The following is a 24,706-nucleotide window of genomic DNA, read 5'->3' as shown; positions in this document are numbered from 1 at the left end:
CACAATTCAATGGTTAAAACCACCGGTAAGCCATTCAATCATTGATTGATGCAAGCTTAAATGCTACACTTAAAGCTAGGTGATAAAGAATGAAAAATTGGGTTGGTTTCTTATTAAAGCACTATCGATTAAAGCTTAATTTCTCACAAAGCGGAGTCTGTAAGGGGATTTGTACGGTTTCTTATCTCAGCAAGATAGAAAATGGTACGGCCCAGCCCAGTGAGGAAGTCATTGAACAGCTGTTTAAGGCTTTAGGCATCAAATCATGCTGGAATGAAGCTGTTTTAAAACAAGGCGAGAAACTGCTTACCGCTTATTTTGATCAAGTCTTTCATCATGAAGATACAAGTGAAAGCTCTGAAGCGATAAGAGCTTGTCTGAAAGATGCGGAAATCAATCCGCTGTACCTTGCTTTTAAGTTATTTGAAATACAGGAAGCCCAGCTTCAGCTCAATGTTGAAGCAATGAAAGAACAGCTGAATCAGCTGCATCCCTTTATTGGCTTCATGGATGAAAAAATGCTTTTTGTTTATGAACTGCTGGTTGGCAAAGCGTTCAATGAAGAAGCGGAAAGCGCCTTTTTGAAAGCGGATCAATTAAATCCATGCAGTATCTCCAAATTAAAGATTGCCTCATTGTATTATGAAAAAGGACAATTTCAAAAAGCCCTGCAATATTGTAAGAAAGCGTATGATCTGGCAGCTTATGAAGGAAATATATCTGTGATGAGTGAGGTCAGCATCATTGAGGGCGGCTGTTACTGTAATTTATATCAATTTGATCTTATGATTCAGACCTATGAGCGCTGTTTAAACCTTAATCGTGATAATTCTCATCTGCGCAGTGATATTAAGTATAATATCGGTGCGACTTATTTAGAAACCGGCTGTTATGAAAAAGCATATGAATATTTAATTGAGGCTGAGCCAGGACGGCTTGATCCGTTAAGCAAGTTTCTTACTTATCATAAATTATCCCTCGTTTTATATTATCTGAACCGGCACTCAGAAAGTTTGGATTATATTGAAAAAGCGGAAGCGGTTCTGAATGAAAAGCAGATTCAAGATCACTGTGAAGATATCTATGCGAAAATGATTCAGGTGGTCAGGATGATGTCGGAGGGTAAAATGAATGAGGAATATTTAAAGCTTTTGGAAGAAGTATATGAAGACTGCGGCAAGCGAATCATCTTTGGCTTCCAGCAATTTCATGGCCATATGCTGATTGATGCCTATAAGGCAAATCGGCGTTATAAAGAAGCCCTGCAGCTGGCGATGCAGATGCAGGAAATGCTGATGAATTTATAATTTTCCTAAAAATATAATTTTAAGTATTTTAAGCACTATTTTATAAGCGCTATTTTCCCAAATATGCGCTATTTTTAATTACTTAAATGAATGCTATACTTTTCTTGCATAGAAAAGAGGGCATTTATGAAAAAGACTTTATGGACTAAAAATTTTACGATTATTACAATTGGTACGATTATCAGCTGTGTGGGCGGTGTCGCGATGAATTTGGCATTGGGTTTAGTCGTTTTTGACAATACAAGCTCAGCCCTGCTTACTGGACTTTATCAGGCATCGATCATGATTCCTTCGATTTTGCTGCCGATTTTAGTTGCCCCGTATATGGATTCACATAAGCGTAAACCCTTTATATTTGGCTTAGACGCATTGATGGGCAGTATCTATTTATTATTTGCCTTCTATTTGATGAAGCATGATTTCTCTTATCTGCTGTATATGCTGTTTGGCTTTGTGACTAACGGCATCAGTTCGATCTATTCTACGGCTTATAATGCTTTCTATCCCGATTTGATCAGTGAAGGGTTTATGCAGAAAGGTTATTCTGTATCTTCTCTGATATATCCGACGGTTACTGTCGTTACCGCGCCGCTCTCTACGATGATCTATGTGCAGCTGGGAATTCCTTTTCTGTTTTGTATTGTCGGCGGCTTATTGCTGCTGGCATCAGCTTTTGAATCACAGATCCGTATTGAAGAGAAGCAGGCCAGTGCGCAAAAATTTAACTTTAAAGCGTACCGGCATCAAATCAGTGAAGGGTTCAGCTATATGAAACAGGAAAAGGGACTGCGGAATATTTATTCTTACATGGCTATTACCAATGCCTGCGGCAATGGTACTGAGCTGATGACGATGACTTATTTCCAAACCGCGCCGGGGCTGACAACAACGATGTATGCGCTGCTGACCAGTGCGGTGACCTTTGGCCGAATGATCGGCGGCTTTATCCACTACGCGATCAAGATTCCCCAGCCGCTGCGTTATCCGATGACAGTATTTGTATATCGTATTTATCAATTCATTGACGGCATCGTTCTCTTTCTGCCCTATCCGCTCATGCTTGCCTTAAGAGCCTTATGCGGCTTCCTTGGTGTAAATTCCGCAACCCTGCGGGAAACCGCGGTGCAGTCGTATCTGCCTACGGAAATGCGCGCCAGAGTGAATTCCCTATTGAATGTTGCAATCAGTTTAATGGTATTGATTATGCAGCTGATTGTTGGTGTATTAGGTGAATTCCTGCCTTATCGCTTAGTCGCCGTCTTCTGTGCTGTCTTTGGCTTCATTTGTATCCAATTATTTGTTGTCAGAAACCGTAAGGATATTGAACCATTGTATGCTAATTCATAAATGGTTTGGCATTAAAAGATGAATCATTAAGAATTCCCGACATGCTTCAAATCACCAATTTTTAATGCCAAAGCAAAGTAAAGTACCTCCTTTATGATAAAAGAGGTACTTTTTATGATTTAATCATCCTTAAGCTTATTCTTACGCAAGATATCCTGCAGTAAATGATAGAGATAATTCACATCCAGCGGTTTTGGGATAAAACCATTCATACCAGCTGCCATTGCCGCTTCCACATCTTCTTTAAAGGTATTGGCGGTCATGGCCACAATAGGTATAACGGCCGCGTCTTTACGCGCCAGCGAACGAATCGCACGGGATGCCGCTAAGCCATTCATTTCCGGCATCTGGATATCCATGAGGATCAGCTGATATGTATTTGGCTTACTGCCGCTAAATTCATCAAGCGCCTGTTTGCCATTGACACAGCGATGCACCTCAGCGCCTTGAATTTCAAGCAGCTGCACAGCAATATCAGCATTTAAATCATTATCTTCGGCCAACAAAATATTTACACCAGCCAGCACATTATTATTCAAATATTCATCCGCGTTGCTGCTTTGCTCAGCCTCTGCACTCAGCGGCAGGATAATGGTGAAATAGAATTCACTGCCCTCATGCGGCTGACTGCTGACCTTCAGCTCACCGCCCATCATGGCAACAATACTGCTGCTGATCGGCAAGCCTAGTCCAGTTCCCTGACTTTTAGTGAAGCTGGCGCCTACCTGTTCAAAGCTTTCAAAGATTCGTTTCTGATCCTCTGAAGAAATGCCGATGCCGGTATCAGTTACCCTGAATGTAAATGCTGCTTCATTTTCAGATTGAGCTTCTTCACTGACACTCAGCGTTACCGAACCGCCCAATGGTGTAAACTTAAAGGCATTAGAAAGCAGATTCGTTAATACTTGCCGCAAGCGGAGAACATCACCGGTGAGATTGTTATGAACGACATCTTGTTTTAAAACATATGTTAAGCCCAAACGCTGAGCTTCAGTTTCCATCATTGTATTGATTTCACTTAACATGCGCTTTAGGGAGAAAGTTTCCTTCTCAAGTGTCAGCTTGCCGCTGTTAATCCGGCTCATATCAAGAATATCATTAATCAGATCCAGCATGTAATGTGAAGAGGCCCTCAGCTTTTCCAGATTGCGCTTCACATCATCCGGTACACCTTCCATCATATTAGTAAGATCAGTAAGCCCAAGCACCGCGTTCATCGGTGTACGAAGCTCATGGCTCATATGAGACAGGAATTCTCCCTTCGCTTTGCTTTCAGCTTCCGCCTGTTCTAAGCTGCTCTGCATCAGCGCCGCCCGCGTCCGTGCCCGGTTTACACCTAAAACTGCCGCTACCAGCACTAACAGAAATAATGAAAGCACCGCGATAAAGGTCATCGGATTGGCATAAATAATTTCCGTCAAAGACATTTGCGTATTACCGATAGAAATCATGTTTTGATCCAGAATCAACGATTTATCCTTTTCTGAAATACTGTTGATAGCTTTATTGATAATTGAAAGCAGATCAATATCAGCCGGCCGTTTCAGCGCAAAATTAAGATTGCTGCGATCATTCACTAATGTCACCGGCACCACATTCGTAAAATGATTTCTTTGAATATCCTGTTCCAGACGCACCGCTAAACCATAGACAAAATCCGCGCTGCCATTATTTACGGCCTTAAGTGCCTCCGTGATGGTTGGATAAGTCTGAACCTTGGCAGCTGTGATATCTGAAGGCAGTGACTGCCCTTCCACAATCGCACAAATTAAATCATCATCGGGGTAGGTAGAAGCCTTATTGCGCACCACGATGCTGTTCATATTTACATAGGGTGACGTCAAAGCCAGACCCGTATCAATAGACTCGGCTTCAGTGCCTAAGTAAAAGCCAAGCATGTCAGCATTCCCCTGCTGAACCAGCTCAACCGCCTCAATATAAGTATCAGTATATACAAAATTAAATGTCAGCCCTGTAAAATCAGCTATTTTCTCAAGAATATCAGGAATGATGCCATTGTGAAGATCATCTTCCGATTCAAGACAGATCAGCGGATGAAACTTCCTCGGCAAAGCAACATTAACAGGTTCACGGTTTTGAATGTAGCTGCGTTCCTGCTCATTCAGTACAATATCAATCGATGATACAGTTGGAAAATGCTCTAAATAACAATTCTCACTAAAATTAGGATCAGAATCCAAAATTTTTGCCATTGCCATATTCAAGCCATCAAGAACTTCCTGATCACCCACTTGGGTTACGATATAAAACGGCTGTGAATCAAAAGCAGCCACAGTGCGGAAACCATCCGGATCTTCAAAGCCATTGCCAAGCAGCATATCTACTTCACCGCTTGCTAAATATGGATATAAATTACCGTCAATTGAAAGCTCCTCGTAGCTGTATGCATGGAGTTCACATTCCAGATCATTGATTGTGAGAAACTCCTTCAATCGGCGGATATTTTCGGCTGCCCGCTCATATACACCAATCGTCTTGCCATTTAAACTGCGCAGATCAAAGCCATTGATTTGCTTGTCATCATAACGTGCAATAAGCACTGATTTGCTGTATCCTATATTAAAATCAGGATAAGCAAAATATTTCTCAAATCCTGGTGAATAATAAGTACCGCCCATTAAATCATATTTGCCTTCTAAGAATTCATCAACCATGTAATCGCCGTCAGTATCAATATATTCATATTCCCAGCCGGTATATTTGGCAATCTCATTCAGATAATCAACAACCAACCCCTGACGGCTGCCGTCTTCCGCGATTTCCGTAATCCCTTTTACCGGTGAAAAAGCAACCTTCAGCACCCTTGGCTGAGCCGCCGTTGGTACTGCATTGAATAATATAACTACGGTTACTGTCAGAAGTACAGCAATACCCCGTTTAATACGAATCCATTTGCCCATAGCGGTGTACACTCCTTTGGAAAAGACATCCAGCCACTGCAGATTCCTTTTTTTGACATTTAGCAGCCGCTTTTATCTATAATATAAATGATTAACCCCCATGTGTCAAGGTTTGCACAAGCTGCGCCAATGCTGAAAAAGTATGAATTATCCGCTGAAATAAAGATAATAAGACAAAACAAAAAAAGAGCTCATCATTGCTGATGAACTCTTTCAATAATCAATTTATTTAGCGTAAGCTGCCGCGTTTGCACCCGCAATACGTCCGAATACAACGATATCAGCAACTGCGTTGCCGCCTAAACGGTTGCCGCCGTGAACACCGCCAGTTACTTCACCAGCAGCGAATAAACCAGGAATGACATTGCCGTCTTTATCCAATACTTCTGCAGATGTGTCAATCTTCACACCACCCATAGTATGGTGAATACCAGGAGCAATCATAACTGCATAATAAGGTGCAGTATCAAGGTGATATTTAACTTCCGCTAAATCATCACGGCCAAATTCTGCATCTGTCTGCGCAGCGATATCAGCTGCCCAAGCATCCATAGTTTCCTGAAGCACAGCCGCGTCAACATTCATAACTTTAGCCAGATCCTCAATCGTATCAGCTTTAGTCATATAGCCTTTATTTACATAGCCCTGAATAACTGTAGAATCCTGATACATCGCATCATCAACGATCAGCCATGCAGTTGAACCAGGCTGAGCAATAACATTTGCTGATACAACATCACGAGTAAGAATTTCATTAGTGAAACGCTTGCCTTCATTGTTAATCAAAATTGCACCGTCACCGCGTAAGCTTTCGGTAATTAATGCACCATTAGATTGTACAACGGTTGGGTGAATCTGAATTTGATCCATATCAACAAAATCAGCACCTGCTGCTTCCAGCATCTTGATGCCGTCACCGGTAATTGTCGGTGCGTTCGTTGTTACATAACCTTTTAATTCAGGCTTATATTCAACAACCATATCTAAGTTGCCGCCGAAACCGCCAGTTGTAATGATTACTGATTTCGCGTTTACTGTCAGATTAGCAGTTTTAGATTCAGCTTTAACACCGACAGCCTGACCATCTTTCATGATGATTTCAGTTGCTTCTGTTTCAAGCATGATTTCTACGCCCTTATCCGCGCATGCTTTTTCCATAATTGGTACTAAATAGCTGCCAACAGATAAGATTTTACCATTTTCATCTAATGGACGATGAGAACGGCTCACACTGGCACCGCCAGCCTTACCAACGTCATTTAAGTGAGCGCCGATTGAATCCAGCCAGTCAATCGCTGAAGCTGAATTTTCAGCTAATGTACGAACTAATTCTTCATTATTCAAATTATGTCCGCCTGTCATTGTATCTTCTACAAATAAGTCCACTGAATCCTCAATACCAGCTTCCTTCTGATATTTTGTTTCAGCAGCGTTCATACCGCCGGTTGCTCTTGAAGTATTACCGCCAACCATCGGCGCTTTTTCAATAAGCAATACCTTTTTGCCTTCTTCAGCAGCTGTGATAGCCGCACTCATACCAGCACCGCCGGCACCAACGATAACAACATCAACATCCATTGTTTTATCTTCTTTTTCTACTGGGCCGCTGACAACTGGCTTCAGGCTGGCAACATCAACACCTGCTGCCTCCAATGCCATTGTAACAGCTGCTTTAATCGCTTCTGAGCTTACCGTTGCGCCAGAAACAGAATCAACGTCTACTGACTGAGCGTCAACGATAGCCTGCGGCAATGTTTCAACCGCCTTGCTGCCGATACCTTCAGTTTCACTGTTTTCAGTAACCGTTACGGAATCGATCGCTTCATCGCTCAAAACAACCTCAACTTTTAAATCACCGCCAAAACCAGCAGCACTGCCTTCATAAGTACCAGCTTTGAAAGTAGCTCCATCACCAGTACCGCCGCCTGTTGAGCAGCCAGCAATAAGCATTGCTGAAACAGCTAAAGCGGCAAGTTTTTTGAACTTCATGTTCTATACCTCCCTATGTTAAAAATGTTTATCCACTTTTTAACAATCTCATTATATAGAACCCTTCTTTAAATTTCAACTGCTTTTGATATATAAAATTGATATCCTGCCATAAATCAAAACAATACCTGATTTTAATAGAATAATGCCGTAAACATCACTGTCTACGGCATTCGTTCATTTGTTAACTATTGTCAGCTAACCGCGAACATGCGGCTACAAACCGTTCAACCTCAGCGGTAGTTTTAAAGCGGGCTAATACGACTACATCACCCATTGCCTCTGCCAGCACGGAAGGCAGACGCCGGATATCCAAAACCGCTTCCTTAAATTCATCGCGGATATCCTGCAGCGAATATTGATAGCTTAAACAATCCTTGCGGCCCATAAAGACAGCTGAATATGGCCGCTCACTGGTCATGGATGTCTGATTAGTAACAATCATATCTGCCCATAGCTGATAGATATTAAAATCATTGGCATAATTAATCAGATCCGGCAAGAAGCCACCCGGCGGCCGCATGTTTACCTCCAAGCCTAAAACATCACCCTGATTGCCAACCCCTGGCTGATCCTCACTTAATACAAAAAATTCAAAATGAAAGAAACGGCTGCGGGTATTAAAAGCGGCAACCGTTTTACGGCCAGCCTGCTTCAGCTCATCAGGCAGCGAAAGCCGTGAGTAACAGCCAATTCCCTGATGCTCATTCACCGCATCCATAATAGAAGCGGTATAGACATGAGAGGTCTCAAAAAGAATCTCTCCCCGCTCATTGACAATACCATCATAGGAAGTCACATCACCCTTGATAAATTCCTCAAAAATCATCGCTTCATTAAAACCGGCAGCCACTAAGCTTCTTAGCTCATCCATCGAATTAATCTTATGCGTATTCCCGGCGCCCACACCAATATTGGGTTTCGCAATCAATGGGAAGCCTACCTGATTCGCAAAGGCCTCCAACTCTTCCAGATTCTCAGATAAGCACCAGCGGGCTGTTTTAACACCCGCCTTCGCGTAATATTCCTTCATCCGCGACTTGCACTGATAGCCGTCAATGGCTTCCAGCTGAATGCCGGTTTGAATATTAAACTCCCGGCGCAGACGGGCATCCTGACGCAGCCAATATTCATTATTTGATTCAAGCCAATCAATCTTTCCATAACGATAAGTGAAATAACCGATAGCTTTTATCATCTCATCATAATTAGCCAATGAGTCAACCCGATAGTATTCATTTAGGTTCTGTTTCAATTCTTCACTCAATGTTTCATACGGCGCGTCTCCGATACCGCACACATTGACCCCTAACCTTTTTAAGCCCTGACAAAACAGCCAGTAATTATCTGGAAAATTAGGAGAAATAAATACAAAATTCATGATTAATGCCTCCTTTGATGCAAATACAAATAATTCATGAAGCATGGGATTTCTTTTTCCCAGCTGGCTTCATTATGTTCACCCTCTACTTTAAGATTCAAATAAACCTGACCTGGATGGATGTTTGCGATATTGATTAAAGCAGCGCTGTATTGGGCAAGGGATTGTTTAGAACGGCATTCCTTAGCACCCCAGCTGATATAAATCCTGGTATCATCCTGCAGCGTTTTGTTTACTTCTCGATCAAGGGCATCATTCATGCCAAAGATATGCGGAGAAACAGCGGCTGACAAGGCAAATACATCATTGTGATGCAGCACCGTATACAAAGCCATCAAGCCGCCCATTGAACTGCCGCCGACAGCTGTGTGCGCACGATCCGGCAAAGTTGGCAGCTCCTGATCAATCAATGGTTTTAATTCCTCACAGACCCATTTCATAAGCTGTTTTCCTTTACCCTTGATTCTGCTTTTCCGATAAGTGAAATCATAAGGTGAAAATTCTGAAAGCCGCTCATTGCCTTCATGATTGCATTCAATACCGACAATGATTAAATTCATTTTATTTTCATCCAGCCACTCCTTCAATCCCCAGCTTTTGCCATAAGTCGCTTCCTCATCATCAAACAGATTATGACCGTCAAACATATACATTACCGGATAACGCTTTTTACTGCGAAAAGCACCATCAGGCACATAGATATGCAGCATGCGGTTCAGATTAAAGGGGGTTATCAGCACTTCTTTCTTAATGATCATACACATTCCTCCAGCCATTTTATTTTAATTATTATAGCACGTTCAACCTCAATCAAAAGAAAAAATCCACTTTTAATAGCGGATTTCCCATCGATCATAATTTTCTTTATAATTATTCAGCACATATTCAATCCAGCGCTGATAAGTTTCTCCCTTGCAATTCTGCTGCCATAAAGCATATGCCGGATCTGCCAGCATCGCTTCCCGCACTTGATAGATTTCACCCTGCGCATAGGCCAGATAAAATTGTTCCATAAAAGTCTGCATCGCTTGAATGTCCAGATCATCAAGCTGCTTAGAAGCAAGTGCTGTGCTGCCCATGCCGGCCGCTTTCGCCGCGCACAAATCGTATGAATATGTTTTAAAATTCAATAGCTTTTCATCTTGGCTTGCCTGCTTCACCGCCCACGCGGAAACATCAAGCTCTTTGCCTTCATAAGTAATTGTACGATCGGTACTAAAATCTAAAACGCCATAAATGTTAGGATAGTTTAAAAGCATATCACTGACAATTTCAGTGATTTCAGCATGACCTAATGTCTTTGTCTGAACACTGCGGCCATGACGATGCCCGCTCAGATAAAGCGGTACGCCATAATGCAGCAGCAAATTAGCCAGCTCATCTGCCTTGTCAATCATAAAGCTATTTTCAGTTCCCTGCATGGAATGACGCAGCAGATTATGATGAGAGATTCCCAATACATAAGCATTTGCCTGTTCAGCTTCTTTCAGCACCTTCTCCACCCACATTAAAGTATTATCACTTAAGTGTCCATAAGCCATTTGTTCCTCATTGGTATCCAAAGCCAAAAGCCAGCAGTCATCATTGATTTTAACAGCATAGCTCAAGGAATCACGATCTCTTGAAAAAGCCTGATTAAAACCAAAGTCAGCATATATTTTTTCAAAATCAGCCGCTGAAGACTGCTGAAGATCATGATTGCCGGGCACAACATAAACATCAACACCCGCTGCCTTGACGCGCGCCAGTTTTGCCGCCATCCGCTCATGATCGGCATAAGCGCCAACATTGCTTAAATCGCCAAGCAATATCAAAGCCTCAGGCTGATTTTCAATCGCTGTTTCACATAAGGCATCGGCAATTTCATCATTATAGACCATCTGGCCAACAATCGAGGCACTGACAGAACTCAGCTCCTTTTGATAATGCAGATCACTGGCAATCATCAGCTTAAGCTCATGCGCGGGCGCGGCGCTTTCGACAGCATTAATACTCCCGCAGCCGCATAATATACATAACAAACCAAGACATAACTTTTTCATACGATCCCTCTTTGGCATAAGCATACCATAGACCACATATTTTAGGTGCTGTTTTGCCCAGCATAATCTTTACGGTAAAGAAAAAGAAGCATTGCTGCTTCTTTAGTGCTTATTCTGCTTTCATACTCCGGATTGGATGCCGGATAACGGTTTTCAGCTTATCTGAAGTACACTTACGCGGATCACTGAGATAGATCTCATGATGCCAGCGTGTTTCATTAATATCAGTACAATAGCCATTAGCCTCAAGGTACGCGTTCATTTTCGCTAAGGTTGCCGGTTCATCATCATAGGAACCCAAATGCATGCATTGCACACAGAGTCCTTCCTCATAAACCTTATAAAATAATTTACTGACATCAAGCTTGGGTTTCTTTGCATGAAGCATTTCGACAGCCTGATCAAATGCTTGCGCGTCGATAAATTCAGGCAGACGGATCATCGAAATCCAGACAAACTGATGCTTATCGATAGCATCATTCAATTCACCGCCATTCTCCCATAAGCCCTCCAGCGGCGGCACGACATAATCAAAATAACCGGCAAATGAATGATCTGAGCGCTTGCTCATCTTAATCGTATACAAAAGACCATAAAGCAATTCCAAGGCTTCTTTATAAGCCTTGGATGTATTAGGATCACCAGAGCCCTTCACTGCCGCATAGGCGATAGGCGTCAATGTAATAAGCGAAGGCTCGGTTTTGGGCAGATAAATGTCTTTACAGCTTTTCTTATAATCGACAATCACTTCAAAGCCCATCGCTTCAAGGTTGGAAAATATGCCTTCATTGAAGCTCTTGCCTGTTCCTCTGTTATAGTTGGATCAGCCTCAACACAGAATGGCACACATTGTTCAATCATCTCATCCATTGTGCACTGAGTAGTGAATTCACCATCCGCATAACAATACTCACAATAATCTTCACTCAATGTTCCATCCTTTTCCTTACCATAATTAGCGCCTTCCATCGGCATACCGCAGCATTGACAAAATTTCATTTTCATATCCTCACTTTCTTTCATGCCCTTATTATAAGTGATGACTGTGACACCCCTGTGTCATATTTTATTTTTTTGTTTTACTTTGATAAAGCTTTTCAATGCGCCGGATCAGCAGCGTATATCCGCGCAGGATAAAAGGAATCGCCGCCAGCAGCACAGCCAGCAAAATAAAGGATGTTAACCGCATCGGTGTTTGAATGATGTATGGCAGTGATAAAATCGATAAGCCAACAAATAAAGAGGCCATGACAGCTAAAAGGATTTTACGCATCTGACTTAACGGCAGACATGTAACCAGCAAAACCAACAAACCGCATGTGCCGGCGCTTACCATACAGATATATGAGGTATGGTCGCTGGGAATCCCCATGATCATACTCGCGCACACCGCCGCGATAATAATTGTGACATTGGTTAAACCGCCCGGCAGCGCCCTAAGCAGCACGGTTTCCATAAACTTTCCGCGCACGCGGCTGGTAGAAGGCTCAAACGCTAAAATGAAGGAAGGAATACCGATGGTCAGCGAACTGATCAGCGTCAGCTGAATCGGTGTAAATGGATATGGGAAAGCAAAAAACATCAGTAAGACTGCGACTAAAAAGGAATAAATATTCTTAACCAGAAATAAAGAAGCAGAGCGCTGAATGTTATTGATAACCCTTCTTCCCTCTTCCAGAATCTTCGGCATTACCGTAAAATCAGAATCAAGCAAAACAAGCTGAGCCGCATGGGATGCCGCTTCACTGCCGCTGGCCATCGCAACCGAACAATCGGCTTCCTTCATGGCTAAAATATCATTGACGCCATCACCAGTCATCGCTACTGTATGTCCATTCTGCTTCAACGTCTGAATCAGCAGTTTTTTCTGTTTCGGAGAAACACGGCCGAATACAACGGTATCCTCAGCCGCCTGAATCAAGGCTTCATCATCAAGCTTAGAAGCATCTGCCATCCGATGCGCATCTTTAATTCCGGCACGGCTGGCAATCTGCCTTACGGCAATCGGATTATCACCGGAGATTACCTTTAAGGTAACACCCTGCTGTTCAAAATAACTTAATGTCTCATTGGCATGATCACGAATCTTATCTGAGAAAAGCAGAAAGGCCAAAGGCTCATCCTCCTTCGCAAGCAGTAAAACCCGCTGTCCTTCTTCAAGATAACGATTGATTTCAGCTGTATAATTTGAAGCCAGTGAAGGAATTACATATTCAAAAGCTCCCAGTACAAAACGTCCATGCTCTTCAAAAGTCAGTGAGCTTAATTTGCGCTGTGAAGAAAAGGGCTGTTCATCAATCTTAACCCAGTCACTGGTATCATGCTTAAAAAATTCTTTGATAGCCTGCGCGGTCGCGTTATTATCTGAGGTATTGTGCGCCATGGCATTTAATATTTCTAAAATCTGCTTCTCTGGATGATGATCCAAAGCGATAATTTTTTCTAACAATAAACTGCCTTCTGTAATCGTACCCGTTTTATCAAGACAAAGCACATCAACCCGTGCCAGTGTTTCTATGCAGTATAGCTCATGAACCACAGTCTGACGTTTCGCCAAGCGCAGAATTGAAAGAGCCAGCGCCACACTGGTCAGCAGCACCAAGCCTTCGGGAATCATTCCAATCAGTGCCGCTACTACTGAAACCGCGGATTGCGAAAAGTCCTGATGCAGCAGCCAAGTCTGCTTAAGAAACATCAGCACGCCAATTGGAATAATCGCGATACCAATTCCCTTAACAAGCTTTCTCAGCGATGTCATCATCTCTGACTGAACGACTTTACTTTTACTGGCTTCTTTAATCAACCGTGATGCATAGGCATCGGCGCCGACACGAATCAAACGGGCACTGCATTGACCGCTGATCACAAAACTGCCGCTCAAAAGCTCATCGCCCGCCTTTTTAACCAGCGCGTCTGCCTCACCAGTCAGCAAGCTTTCATTTACTTCAAGCTGTCCCTCCACAATTTGGGCATCCGCATAAATCTGATTTCCTGCCTCAAACACCACCAGATCATCAAGCACCAGCGCATGCGCATTGATTTCCTGTAATTCACCATCACGGATCACATGGGCCTTAGGCGCTGAAACGAGCCGCAGGGCATCTAAGGTTTTCTTGGCTCGAATTTCCTGAATAATACCAATGGATGTGTTAATGACAACCACAAACATAAACAGCATATTATGAAAAGACCTGGCAGCGATTAATATCAAGGCCAGTATACAAAAGATCAGATTAAAATATGTAAAGATATTATCCTTGCAGATATCCTTGATCGTTTTTGATTCCGGACGGATTTCCACATTGACCTTATTTTCATTTTCCCGCTGTGTAACTTCAGCCGCTGATAAACCTGTGAATCTAAATTTCTCTTTGTTCATTCAAATCCCTGCGCTTTCTATTTTTATTATAGCCTATTTTACAGATGTCAAATGTTAAGAATTTCAAAAGATTTGTTTAAAAAGCAAAAGTAATGCTGTTGCTTCATAATAAAAAAGCGTGATGTAAATCAACGCTTTTCATTCTACAGCTTCTCACCATTCGAGGCAATCACCTGCTTATACCACTCAAAACTCTTTTTCTTAGAACGAGCCAGTGTGCCATGCCCTTCATCATCACGGTCAACATAGATAAAGCCATATCGTTTTTTCATTTCACCTGTGCCGGCTGAGATTAAATCGATGCAGCCCCAAGGCGTATAACCCATCAGCTCAACACCATCTTCATCAACAGCTTTTATCATCTCTTTAATATGCTCTCTTAAATATTCAATACGGTAATCATCACAAATAGAACCATCGGCTTCAATTTGATCTATTGCGCCCAAGCCATTTTCCACAATGAACAACGGCAGCTGATAACGGTCATAGAGGTTGTTTAAGGTTAAGCGCAAGCCAACAGGATCGATCTGCCAGCCCCATTCACTGGCTTTCAGATATGGATTTTTAATTCCTTTCAGCATATTGCCGCCGCTGACTTGTTTATTCAAATCCGCTGACGCGACCATGCTCATATAATAACTGAAGCCAATATAATCGACCTTACCCTCACGAAGAATCGCATCATCTTCAGGTTCAGCGGCTAATTTGACACCCAATGCCTGCTGCATCTTCTTAGCCTTAGAGCTGTAATATCCACGCACCTGAACATCGCTGTAATAATACTGCATATCCATTGCCTGCATCTGTTTCAGCGCGTCAAGCGGATTGCATGTTTCCGCGTAAGTCTGCGGATAAAGCATCATCATACCGATTTTAAAATCCGGGTTGATTGCATGTCCCAGCTTGACAGCTTTTGCTGAAGCCACAAACATATGATGGGCAGCCTGCAGTGTCACTTGATGGAAGTTTTCATCAGTGCCAATACGAATACCAGTCGGTATTGCAGGATGCAAAGAGATGCAGTTAATTTCATTAAAGGTCATCCAATATTTTACTTTATCTTTATAACGATTAAAAATTACTTCACAGAAACGCGTATAGAAATCAATCATTGAACGGCTGCGCCAAGAGCCGTATTTTTTCACCAAGCCATAGGGTGTTTCATAATGGCTGATTGTGACTACTGGTTCAATGCCATATTTCAGACATTCATCAAAAACCCGGTCATAGAACTGCAGTCCCAGCTCATTCGGTTCTTTTTCATCGCCTTGCGGAAAAATGCGCGTCCAGGCAATCGAAGTTCTGAAGCATTTGAATCCCATTTCCGCAAACATGGCGATATCTTCTTGATAATGATGATAGAAATCAATACCCTCATGGTTGGGATAATAAACACCCTCCTGAATGCCGTCGGTGTAGATTCTTTCCTTATCCACAGCCCCGGCGCTCATGCAGTCCGCTGTACTGATTCCCTTGCCATCAACATTCCAAGCACCTTCAAGCTGATTGGCGGCTACCGCGCCGCCCCATAAAAAGTTTTCCGGTAATCGGCTCATCTTACATGTTCCCTTTCATTTTCTTATATACATCGACAAACTCTTGAGCTAAGATACCAAAAGCTTCCGCACTCATCAGCTGATCCTCAGCATGCATCAGCAATAAAGCAAATTCAGTTTTTTCACCATTCGCCTCATTTTGAATCAGCTGAGCATGCGCGTGATGTCCCTGAACAAAAAGCTCCTGTCCTTCCTCCAACAGCTTTGCCGCCTCATCAAAACGCTCTGCCTTGGCTGCCTGAATCGCTTCGATATACATTGAGCGGGCAGTGCCGACCGCGCTGATAATTTGAAAACTGATTAATTCAATACCTTCCATTTCAATCACCCAGCACTTCTTTGACCCGGCGGATCACCTTGGAACCGTCCATCGCGCCATAAGCAGCCATATCAATAGCTTCGACTGGACAGTTAGGACACTGTTCCTTTACCTTTGCCAGATTAAAACGAACCTGCGGCCCCAGTAAAACAATATCCGCCTCAGCGCCGTATTGCTTTGCTTCCGATACGGCATGAGCATCGATCTCACAGTCATACCCTTCACTTTCCGCATATTTTTTCATCTTTGTTACCAGCATGCTGGTACTCATACCGGCCGCGCATAATAATACGATTTTTCTCATTTTATTGTCCTCTAAATTAAGTTTCTTTCTCTTAAAAATGCTTCCATCTGTTTCAATGTATCCTCGTAACAGAATTTATTATCATTCTTGTCATAATTAAAAAAGCCATGTTCTTCGCCCTGATACAGCACCAAATGGCAGTCATTGCCTGATTCCAATGCTTTCTGATGAAACAGAATCACACCCAAATAAGCGATTGGATCATTGCTGCCCTGCAGAATCAATGTTGGCGGAATTACGGCATCAGCCAGCTGATGATAAGCTGAAAAATGCTGCGGATAAAGCTTGAATTCTTCACCCCATGCCTGCATATAGGTTTCAACCTTATTTAACCCAGCCGCTTCCCCGTTGATCTGAACCATGATTTCCTTAGGCGAAATCTTCTTGATGTTTTGTTCACCAAAAAATAAGACCGGATTAAACAATACCTGAGCACATGGGATCGATGAATTTAATGAACACCAGCAGGCTAATGTGCCGCCGGCTGAACCGCCGCAGACAACGATTTTATGTCGGTCTATGCCTAATTGTTCCGCCTTCTCAGCCACCTCAATCAATACAGCCTGCGCGTCTGCAAAACAAACAGCTAAGCCATCACCTTCATTTGCCAGATGATAATCAGCAAGAATACAAATGACACCCAAATTTCTAAAATATTCAGCCTGGCGTTTGAAATGCTTTAAATTGCGCTTTACAAAGCCGCCGCCAAAGTAAAAGATTATACAAGGCCGCAAATCACTGACAGACCCATCGTCAGGCTTAAGCATTTCCATTGTCAACATGCCCAGCTCACTTTGAACATTAATTGCTGTCATTTTGTCTGCCCCGCTTTTTTATAAGCTTTTATTTTTTCCATATCCATCTCAACCATGGCATCATCAACAAGTTTCTGTGAACGGCTGTATGCCCTCAGTTTTTTCACTAACTCATGAATGAATGGCTGATATTCTGGATCATTGATTCGATTAACCTGTTCCATAGGATCTTTAAGGCGATCTATGAAACAAATATCCTCATCCGCTTCACTGACAAATTCACCATCCATCATGCTGTTCATGTCCAACCGAAAGCGGGTTGTACGAATGCAGACACGCTGCGGCCAGCCATGATTCATTGACCATGCGCCCTGATTTTTATTGGGAAATGCTTTGCTGGTGCGTTTGCCGTAGCCAACCATTGAATAAACTTCTTCCTGTGTCTTTTCAAAGAGGTTGATACCCATAAAAGACTTAGGCACTGCGATACCATTCATCGCCAGCAGGGTAGGTCCCAAATCAAGATTACTGCAGATATCATGGCGGCGTTCTTTACAATTATTATTGCTGATCAGCAGCGGAATCCGATGACTGGAAGGCTGGAATGTCTGCTTCGCCAAGGCACCGTTTTCACCGCGGTTTGCGCCATGATCGGCGGTAAATACAAGAATTGTATCATCCATCAGATGATGATCCTTTAACGCCTGCATAATTCTGCCGACCTGTTCATCAATCCACAGCACCATCGCATAGTAATACTTACGCATCCGTTGGACATCTTGAGCGCACATCCGTTGAATGTCACAGATTTCACCAAAACGCTTTTCAAATTCACTGGTTGAATAATACGTCAGTGAATCATCAAACTCAATGTCGTTTAGACGTTGGACATACTTTTCAGGTACAACGATAGGTGTATGCGGCTGCAGATAGCTGAAACGGATAAAGAAGGGCTGCCGCTGTTTAAGCATCCACTCGATGCCGTGATCCGTAACCTGCTCTGGCCAAAATCTTTTATCAGCCGGATAATCAGCCGCTAACACAGACTGAAACTGACCGGGCAGCTTCATAATCTGACTTGCTTCTTCCTTAATATTGATTCCCAGATTCATTTCACCGCCCATTTCATCATTCACATCAAAAACAGGTGTCTGCACCGCGGGAATATGTGTCTTACCAAAACTGGCTGTGCAATAGCCCGCATCCTTTAAAACCTGAGGAAATGTGATAAAATCATGATCCAGCTTAAAGGTAGGCATTGCCGCCTCATTATGATAAACACCGGTTTGTGTTGGCGGCAGGCTGGTTAAGGTTGAATAACGGGAAGGCACACAGACCGGAGAGGCACAGTAGCATTCATCAAACATGACGCTGTGGGCTGCCAATTCATCGATGTTTTCCGTCTTAATACCATAAGGGCTGCCGTAACAGCTTAACGCATCACAGCGCAGCTCATCGCAGTATATCATCACGATATTTTTCATCAGCATTTCCCCCGCACCGGCTTTAATTTATTATAAACACGTTCCTGAAACTGCCAGGAAGTCACAAGCGGATTCATCACCTTGAAAGTCTTATTCACCGTATGCACATGCAGCATCCACAAACTGGTTTCAACACGGACAATATCGGCTATCGGCACCAATTCTTCTCTGATTTGAATCGCCTGCTCACCAATCAGAATGACCCGTTTGCTTTCAAAATAAAGCACGATTAAATCAAGCAAGGCAATCAGGCTGATAAAGATACTGCCTGCCTTAAGTGAAGAAAACAAACACGCTGCCGTAATCGCTCCTACGCTGCCAATCTCAATAATGCTGATAAAATCAGCACTGAAATGCAGTGTCGGCTCCTTTTTGCGGTTGTGTGACAGATTGGTGATAAAATGAAACAGCAGATAAATAATTGCGCCTTTTAGTATCAAGAGTATCATCCAGCTCATAAGCATCCTCCTTTTCAGACCTTTAGTTTATGCGGACTGCTCCTCATTCACCAACAGTTCATGATCATATTTTTTAAGCCATGGAATAAAAATCAATACATTAACGACTAATAATACAACATATAGAATGACAGCCCTAAAATCCATTGTACTTAAGAAGGCTTTGAAAATCGCCGGTACTGTGTATGGGATATTCACGAAGGAACGATTGATTAAACCCGCTGAAGTTGCCAGATAAGGAACCGCTGCGTCTAAGGCGAAACAAAGCAGATAAGGCACTAAAATCTTAAAGTTCATAACAATTGGCAGACCGAAAGTAATCGGCTCACCGATATTAAATAACGCCGGTGCAATGGCTACTTTAGAAATAGCTTTCAGCTGTTTTGATTTGCAGACGATCAGCATTGCGATGACAATCGCTAAAACACCCATAACCGTCCATGTCTGGACAAACATCTGCGTGAAGATATACGGCATTGCTTCATTATTCACAAAAGCTGTCGCGTTTTCAATTAAGGTTACAGATAAAATCGGTGTCATCACCGCGCCGGCAATATTGCCGCCATGCAGACCGAAGAACCAAAGCAGACGCACGATAACCGAATATAATACAACCGCTAATAAGGAATCACTGGCAACAAACAATGGCGCAAACAGTGAATTAATAACCGCCGGCAATAAAGCACCGCCGCTGAGTGCGCCCACAATTAACCGCACCGCAACTACAGCCGCAATAACCACAATATTTACGATCAGCGCGTTTAACGGCTCCGCGACAAAAGGCGGCACCGCTTCCGGCAGATTGATTTTAAAACCATGCTTCATCAGCCAGCAGCTCAATTCCACAACAAAGTAACCGACTAGCAGCGCTGTAACCAAGCCCTTAGCGCCAAGGAAGCCAATGGCCATATTGCCTTCAACTAAATTAGCGGAAAGAATCAGGAAAGAAGCGCAGCTGATTACCACCATATTCGTCGGTCTGACATCATTCATATTGGAAACAACAACTGCCATACCGATCAGTGCATATAAGCCGACAAATTCAAGCGTTACCTGATATCCTAAACCAAGCCATGAAGCATTGGCCGCTGACCAAGCCCGCCAAGCGTCAATAAAGACATTGCTGACATCGGCAGGAAACGGCGGATTCATCATGATCATGAAAATAGAACCGACAACCGTAGCGCCTAAACCAGCTGTTACGGCTGCCTGCATGGCTCTGACAAACTTAAACTGTGCAAATTTTGTAACTGCAGGTATAACCTTATTATTTAGAAAGTCACTCATATATTTCTCCCTTTACTTTAATCCAAGACGGATATATTGAGCTTCATCAGCTTCTGATTCTGCCAGCCCTTTTTTCAGCAGTTCAATCATATGCTGTTCCAGCTCTTCATTTTTAATTGGATGACATTGATTATAATCATTTTTAATATCAAACAGCAGATTTCCATAAACATAAGAATTCACAAAAGTACCGCCCGGCAGCTTCAGCACCGGCAGATCATCTAAAAACTTAAATCCCTTATACAATTCCGCTTGTGATAAACACCGCTTCGGCAGAAAACCGCGCATGCTGGTCGGCATCAGCGTATACATATACAATGGCTGATTCGCTTCATTGCTGGCACGCATATACAAGGTATCTTTAGTTATCACATTCACATGACCGCCATAAGTTCCATATAAGCCAGCCTCGCGGATTTCACATTGTGCGGACAAGGCGTTAATCAATGATTTCCCCTGCATGCTTGCTGGGATTTCACAGCCAAAATAATCTAACAGCGTAGGCGCGATATCAATCGTCTGCGCCAATAAATCCGTGCGTTTAGGCGCAAGCTTTGGCACATGGAGATAAAATGGCAGATGGGCAATTTCTAAATACTGAGGCTGAACGTTTTTACCCCACCAGTTATGCTCACCCATCAGGAAGCCATGATCGGTATTGACAATCAGCATTGTATCCTGCCAGAGATCATAACGGTCAAAGGCATCAAGCACCTTGCCCAAATATTCATCACACATGGCAATTAACGCGGCATAGCGTTTCACCAGATGATCGCATTCCGCTTCAGTCTCACTGACCTGCTTATAAGCCGGCCAATCAAAATAATCACCCTTATAAGTATCCTTTACTTGATCAAGGAAACGCTGCGGTACGACAAACGGCTCATGCGGATCAAAGCTTTCAATCTGTAAAAACCAATTATCCTGATCATGATAATGATCAAGAAAGGACAGACCGGCCTGCATCGTCTTGACGCTGGACATTTCCGCCTCTTCACTTTGCTGAAGGCGATTCGCATAGTTGTGATAAAGTGAATCTGATACTTTCGATGCAGCCGCAAGCTTTGGAATCTTTAATTCATCCTTATTTAAGGCCGGCATCCAGCGATCCCCTTCCTGACCTCTAAAGCCCTCCCAGGAACTGTACCGAGTCAGATAAGTAGCGCCGCCATCCTCCCAATAATGTGAATGGTCAGTGACGATATGCGTGTAGATTCCCTTTGCCTTCATCATTTCAATTGAAGATACGTCAAAGGGTTCAATCGGGCCCCAGCCGCGGTGCAGAAAATTGTATCGTCCGGTATGCAGCTCACGGCGAGCCGGCATGCATGGCAGTGAACCACAATAAAATTGATCAAAAACCACACAATGCTCTTCAAGTCTTTTAAAATTAGGTGTCAAAACCCAGTCATTGCCATAGGTAGACAAATAACGTCTGGATAATGTATCAAACATGACAAGTACTGCTTTCATTCAATACCCCCTCTCGATTAGTTGAAACGTTTCACAATATTATAATAGCATAAATGTAAGCGTTGTCAACCATCAATTTGAAACGTTTCAACAAATAATTGACCAAATAAAAAGCTGATTAAGAATCAGCCTTGTTTTTACGTCGGTCGCTAACCGTTTCCCGTTCTGCGATTTGCATATTCACCGGCATATCTGAAAGTGCTTGAATCTGCTTCTGAACATCCGCCCCTTCAATCAGCGCAACCAATGCGTCGATAATCATTGGAAAGGCATCACTGGAATAATTAGAACCTACGGAGGTCAGCTTCGGTGATACATATTCAGCCAAGGGTGAATTGTTGCTGCCAAGAATTGAAACATCCTCAGGAATGTTAATTTGATGCTTTTTCAGACATTCCATGCCGCCGATCGCGATTTCATCATTGCTGTATATGATTGCATCCAGTTCACTGATATGCGGAATGATCTTCTCAGTAATCCGATAACCATCCATGCGGTCACTGCCATTCGCATCAAAAATCAGCGTTTCATCAATCGGCAGACCATGATCGCGCAAACCAGCTAAATAGCCTTTAAATTTACGCTGAGTACCTAATGAATAAGGGGAGCCTTTCACAAACGCAATGTGCTGATGACCTTTTTCAATCAAATAGTTAACCCCCTCAGACTGCACATCATTGGGCTTTTGAAAGCTGTATACATGCTCTGAGCAGATTTTGCGGCCTAAGATAAAGATCGGAAATGACTCCGAGGCATTTTCAATAATAAACTCCTCTGAGATTGTCGAAGTATAAACAATCACCGCATCTGCGCGCCGTTCCTTGATGTAACGCTTCGCTGTCTCATCATGTCCTTCAAAGGTTGTAGCAATCAAAAAATCATAACCGTGACGGGCAACCTCCCGCTGAATCCGGTTAATTGTTTCCGCAAAGAAAGTACGCGCCGGATCATTAACAACCAATAAAATTAGATTGGTTTTACCCTTCTGCAAATCAACCGCCGCGGTATTCTTCACATATTTTAATTCTTTAGCTTTTTTCAGCACTAATTCTCTAGTTGCCTTAGAAATGCGGGGATTCCCATTCAATGCCATTGACACGGTTGAAACCCCCAGATTCAATTCACGCGAAATATCCTTTATAGTAGCCACTTCAATCCCTCTTTTTTTCTTATTATAACAGATTTATGATAAAACTCAAAAAAGCATTGACGATGGGGTCAATGCTCATTTATTAACAGGCTGGGTCAAGCTGTTCCTTGATGGGCTGATTCATTTTATTGATCAGCTTCCTAAAGGAAATCGTAAACATCGTAACGGTGACAGAAACAGCAATGAAATCAGCGATTGGTTCAGCCATAAAGACAGCCATAGTTTGATCGCTCATAAACATCGGCAGCACAAAAATTAATGGAATCAGCAGCAACACCTTACGAAGCAGTGCCAAAAAGATCGAAGCCTTGGCGTTGCCTAAGGCAATAAATGTCTGCTGACAGGCAATCTGCGCGCCAAACATTAACGATACTGCCATATAAACCCGCATCGCTTTTTCACTGAATACCATCAGCTGCGCGTCATTGGTAAAGATACCGATAAATACCTGCGGCAAGAAGATCGCGATTGCCCAAAGCGCCGTAGAATAAACAAGACAGCTGATCAGCAAAAGCTTAAATGCCTTTTTCACACGATCCGCGTTGCCAGCCCCGTAGTTAAAGCTGATAATCGGCTGCGCACCCTGAGTCAGACCTTGCAGCGGCAGCATTGAAAACTGCATAACACTGGTTAAGATTGTCATCGCGCCGACCGCAATATCACCGCCATATTTTAATAAAGACGTATTAAAGCAGACGGAAATAACACTCTCAGTAAACTGCATGATAAATGGTGATAAGCCAAGGGCGAGACATGGCAGTACAACCCGTGCAGATAATTTAAAATACTTAGGCTTGATTCTTAGAAAGCTCTTTTCTGAGAACAGGAATTTTAACACCCAGATTGAAGAAACCGCCTGTGAGAGAATAGTCGCCCATGCAGCACCGGCTACTCCCATATCAAAAACAAAGATGAAAATCGGGTCTAAAATAATGTTGCAGCAAGCACCGATCAACACTGTCATCATACTTGTTTTCGCATAACCCTGTGATGTGATAAATGCGTTTAAGCCCAAAGAAATCTGTACAAATAAAGTACCCAATGTGTAAATGCGCATATAATCCCAAGCAAAGCCGATGGTCGTATCACTGGCGCCAAACAGCATTAGAATTGATTTTCCATACAGCATAAATACAATGGTTAAAATTAATGCTAAGGCAAAAAGCAGAATTGTACAGTTGCCAAGAATCTGTTCCGCGTGTTCCTTATCATTTTTACCCATCATAATGGATGAGCGCGGCGCACCGCCCATACTGACTAAAGCCGCAAAAGCCGAAATAGCCATGATGACCGGCATCGTTACCCCGACTCCGGTCAATGCGCTGGCACCAACATTAGGAATATGACCGATATACATCCTATCAACCATATTATACATAACATTGATCAGCTGCGCGACAATGGCCGGCAGAGACAGCTTAAACAGCAGCTTCCCGACACTCTCGCTGCCTAGATTTGCTTCATTTTTCATCCTCTATCATCCTTACTTTCCTTAAATAGTTTACTAATGAACATTATTTATAGTAGCTTCTCAGCTACCTTTTGTCAAGGCAG

20 protein-coding genes are annotated in these 24,706 nt (G+C 42.9%); 2 read left to right on the top strand and 18 right to left on the bottom strand.

What is annotated here, in order from left to right; genetic code table 11:
- Nucleotides 1-89: 89 nt before the first annotated feature.
- On the top strand, nucleotides 90-1,307 hold the full coding sequence (locus DAHG_RS01030) for a helix-turn-helix domain-containing protein (protein WP_022936457.1): 1,218 nt from the start codon (nucleotides 90-92) through the stop codon (nucleotides 1,305-1,307).
- A 126-nt stretch (nucleotides 1,308-1,433) separates the two neighbouring features.
- Nucleotides 1,434-2,654, top strand: coding sequence for an MFS transporter (locus tag DAHG_RS01025; protein WP_022936456.1), 1,221 nt, complete (start codon nucleotides 1,434-1,436; stop codon nucleotides 2,652-2,654).
- A 119-nt stretch (nucleotides 2,655-2,773) separates the two neighbouring features.
- Here DAHG_RS01025 and DAHG_RS01020 read toward each other — a convergent pair whose 3' ends face one another.
- The 18 genes from DAHG_RS01020 to DAHG_RS18355 form a co-directional block, all read right to left on the bottom strand.
- A complete protein-coding gene (locus tag DAHG_RS01020) occupies nucleotides 2,774-5,575 on the bottom strand; it encodes an ATP-binding protein (protein WP_022936455.1) in 2,802 nt (933 codons plus the stop codon).
- 225 nt (nucleotides 5,576-5,800) lie between these two features.
- Nucleotides 5,801-7,564, bottom strand: a complete 1,764-nt coding sequence (locus tag DAHG_RS01015; RefSeq protein ID WP_022936454.1) for a flavocytochrome c — start codon at nucleotides 7,562-7,564, stop codon at nucleotides 5,801-5,803.
- 184 nt (nucleotides 7,565-7,748) lie between these two features.
- Nucleotides 7,749-8,945, bottom strand: a complete 1,197-nt coding sequence (locus DAHG_RS01010) for an ATP-grasp domain-containing protein (RefSeq protein WP_022936453.1) — start codon at nucleotides 8,943-8,945, stop codon at nucleotides 7,749-7,751.
- Between the two features lie 2 nt (nucleotides 8,946-8,947).
- The gene (locus tag DAHG_RS01005; RefSeq protein WP_022936452.1) at nucleotides 8,948-9,703 is read right to left on the bottom strand and encodes an alpha/beta hydrolase; all 756 of its coding nucleotides are present in this window, start codon (nucleotides 9,701-9,703) and stop codon (nucleotides 8,948-8,950) included.
- Between the two features lie 72 nt (nucleotides 9,704-9,775).
- Nucleotides 9,776-10,987 (bottom strand): metallophosphoesterase, encoded by a 1,212-nt coding sequence (locus DAHG_RS01000; RefSeq protein ID WP_022936451.1) that lies wholly within the window; start codon nucleotides 10,985-10,987, stop codon nucleotides 9,776-9,778.
- 109 nt (nucleotides 10,988-11,096) lie between these two features.
- Nucleotides 11,097-11,735: a GyrI-like domain-containing protein gene (locus DAHG_RS00995; protein ID WP_110370580.1), complete on the bottom strand. Its 639-nt coding sequence runs from the start codon at nucleotides 11,733-11,735 to the stop codon at nucleotides 11,097-11,099.
- The gene (locus DAHG_RS00990) at nucleotides 11,732-11,986 is read right to left on the bottom strand and encodes a zinc ribbon domain-containing protein (RefSeq protein WP_022936449.1); all 255 of its coding nucleotides are present in this window, start codon (nucleotides 11,984-11,986) and stop codon (nucleotides 11,732-11,734) included. Before DAHG_RS00990 ends, DAHG_RS00995 begins: the two co-directional genes overlap by 4 nt.
- 67 nt (nucleotides 11,987-12,053) lie before the next feature.
- A complete protein-coding gene (locus DAHG_RS18360) occupies nucleotides 12,054-14,366 on the bottom strand; it encodes an HAD-IC family P-type ATPase (RefSeq protein WP_022936448.1) in 2,313 nt (770 codons plus the stop codon).
- A gap of 143 nt (nucleotides 14,367-14,509) precedes the next feature.
- The gene (locus DAHG_RS00980; protein ID WP_022936447.1) at nucleotides 14,510-15,922 is read right to left on the bottom strand and encodes a 6-phospho-beta-glucosidase; all 1,413 of its coding nucleotides are present in this window, start codon (nucleotides 15,920-15,922) and stop codon (nucleotides 14,510-14,512) included.
- Between the two features lies 1 nt (nucleotide 15,923).
- Nucleotides 15,924-16,241, bottom strand: coding sequence for a PTS lactose/cellobiose transporter subunit IIA (locus tag DAHG_RS00975; RefSeq protein WP_022936446.1), 318 nt, complete (start codon nucleotides 16,239-16,241; stop codon nucleotides 15,924-15,926).
- 1 nt (nucleotide 16,242) lies between these two features.
- Nucleotides 16,243-16,545 carry a PTS sugar transporter subunit IIB gene (locus DAHG_RS00970; protein ID WP_022936445.1) on the bottom strand — a complete coding sequence of 101 codons (303 nt, stop codon included), beginning with the start codon at nucleotides 16,543-16,545 and terminating at the stop codon, nucleotides 16,243-16,245.
- A gap of 11 nt (nucleotides 16,546-16,556) precedes the next feature.
- A complete protein-coding gene (locus DAHG_RS00965; RefSeq protein ID WP_022936444.1) occupies nucleotides 16,557-17,360 on the bottom strand; it encodes an alpha/beta hydrolase in 804 nt (267 codons plus the stop codon).
- Nucleotides 17,357-18,784 (bottom strand): sulfatase-like hydrolase/transferase, encoded by a 1,428-nt coding sequence (locus DAHG_RS00960; RefSeq protein WP_022936443.1) that lies wholly within the window; start codon nucleotides 18,782-18,784, stop codon nucleotides 17,357-17,359. The genes DAHG_RS00965 and DAHG_RS00960 overlap by 4 nt, the downstream gene beginning before the upstream one ends.
- Entirely contained in the window at nucleotides 18,784-19,242 is a 459-nt protein-coding gene (locus tag DAHG_RS00955) for a hypothetical protein (protein WP_022936442.1), read from the bottom strand. Before DAHG_RS00955 ends, DAHG_RS00960 begins: the two co-directional genes overlap by 1 nt.
- Before the next feature lie 27 nt (nucleotides 19,243-19,269).
- Entirely contained in the window at nucleotides 19,270-20,529 is a 1,260-nt protein-coding gene (locus DAHG_RS00950; RefSeq protein WP_022936441.1) for a PTS sugar transporter subunit IIC, read from the bottom strand.
- A 12-nt stretch (nucleotides 20,530-20,541) separates the two neighbouring features.
- Nucleotides 20,542-22,002: a sulfatase gene (locus DAHG_RS00945; RefSeq protein ID WP_022936440.1), complete on the bottom strand. Its 1,461-nt coding sequence runs from the start codon at nucleotides 22,000-22,002 to the stop codon at nucleotides 20,542-20,544.
- A gap of 118 nt (nucleotides 22,003-22,120) precedes the next feature.
- Nucleotides 22,121-23,152 (bottom strand): LacI family DNA-binding transcriptional regulator, encoded by a 1,032-nt coding sequence (locus DAHG_RS00940; RefSeq protein WP_022936439.1) that lies wholly within the window; start codon nucleotides 23,150-23,152, stop codon nucleotides 22,121-22,123.
- Nucleotides 23,153-23,234: 82 nt separating this feature from the next.
- Entirely contained in the window at nucleotides 23,235-24,623 is a 1,389-nt protein-coding gene (locus tag DAHG_RS18355; protein ID WP_022936438.1) for an MATE family efflux transporter, read from the bottom strand.
- Between the last annotated feature and the right edge of the window lie 83 nt (nucleotides 24,624-24,706).

The organism is Dielma fastidiosa, assembly GCF_000313565.1.
Classification (GTDB): domain Bacteria; phylum Bacillota_I; class Bacilli_A; order Erysipelotrichales; family Erysipelotrichaceae; genus Dielma; species Dielma fastidiosa.
The sequence above is the reverse complement of the archived record's forward strand: the minus strand, read 5'-3'. Positions and strand labels throughout refer to the sequence as shown.

What these genes read in the sequence shown, in the direction of transcription:
- DAHG_RS18355 (WP_022936438.1), bottom strand. Translation starts at nt 24,623, where the DNA reads ATGAAAAATGAAGCAAATCTAGGCAGCGAGAGTGTCGGGAAGCTGCTG.
- DAHG_RS00975 (WP_022936446.1), bottom strand. Translation starts at nt 16,241, where the DNA reads ATGGAAGGTATTGAATTAATCAGTTTTCAAATTATCAGCGCGGTCGGC.
- DAHG_RS00970 (WP_022936445.1), bottom strand. Translation starts at nt 16,545, where the DNA reads ATGAGAAAAATCGTATTATTATGCGCGGCCGGTATGAGTACCAGCATG.
- DAHG_RS00945 (WP_022936440.1), bottom strand. Translation starts at nt 22,002, where the DNA reads ATGAAAGCAGTACTTGTCATGTTTGATACATTATCCAGACGTTATTTG.
- DAHG_RS01015 (WP_022936454.1), bottom strand. Translation starts at nt 7,564, where the DNA reads ATGAAGTTCAAAAAACTTGCCGCTTTAGCTGTTTCAGCAATGCTTATT.
- DAHG_RS00960 (WP_022936443.1), bottom strand. Translation starts at nt 18,784, where the DNA reads ATGAAAAATATCGTGATGATATACTGCGATGAGCTGCGCTGTGATGCG.
- DAHG_RS01000 (WP_022936451.1), bottom strand. Translation starts at nt 10,987, where the DNA reads ATGAAAAAGTTATGTCTTGGTTTGTTATGTATATTATGCGGCTGCGGG.
- DAHG_RS18360 (WP_022936448.1), bottom strand. Translation starts at nt 14,366, where the DNA reads ATGAACAAAGAGAAATTTAGATTCACAGGTTTATCAGCGGCTGAAGTT.
- DAHG_RS00990 (WP_022936449.1), bottom strand. Translation starts at nt 11,986, where the DNA reads ATGAAATTTTGTCAATGCTGCGGTATGCCGATGGAAGGCGCTAATTAT.
- DAHG_RS00965 (WP_022936444.1), bottom strand. Translation starts at nt 17,360, where the DNA reads ATGACAGCAATTAATGTTCAAAGTGAGCTGGGCATGTTGACAATGGAA.
- DAHG_RS01010 (WP_022936453.1), bottom strand. Translation starts at nt 8,945, where the DNA reads ATGAATTTTGTATTTATTTCTCCTAATTTTCCAGATAATTACTGGCTG.
- DAHG_RS00980 (WP_022936447.1), bottom strand. Translation starts at nt 15,922, where the DNA reads ATGAGCCGATTACCGGAAAACTTTTTATGGGGCGGCGCGGTAGCCGCC.
- DAHG_RS01030 (WP_022936457.1), top strand. Translation starts at nt 90, where the DNA reads ATGAAAAATTGGGTTGGTTTCTTATTAAAGCACTATCGATTAAAGCTT.
- DAHG_RS01020 (WP_022936455.1), bottom strand. Translation starts at nt 5,575, where the DNA reads ATGGGCAAATGGATTCGTATTAAACGGGGTATTGCTGTACTTCTGACA.
- DAHG_RS01025 (WP_022936456.1), top strand. Translation starts at nt 1,434, where the DNA reads ATGAAAAAGACTTTATGGACTAAAAATTTTACGATTATTACAATTGGT.
- DAHG_RS01005 (WP_022936452.1), bottom strand. Translation starts at nt 9,703, where the DNA reads ATGATCATTAAGAAAGAAGTGCTGATAACCCCCTTTAATCTGAACCGC.
- DAHG_RS00950 (WP_022936441.1), bottom strand. Translation starts at nt 20,529, where the DNA reads ATGAGTGACTTTCTAAATAATAAGGTTATACCTGCAGTTACAAAATTT.
- DAHG_RS00955 (WP_022936442.1), bottom strand. Translation starts at nt 19,242, where the DNA reads ATGAGCTGGATGATACTCTTGATACTAAAAGGCGCAATTATTTATCTG.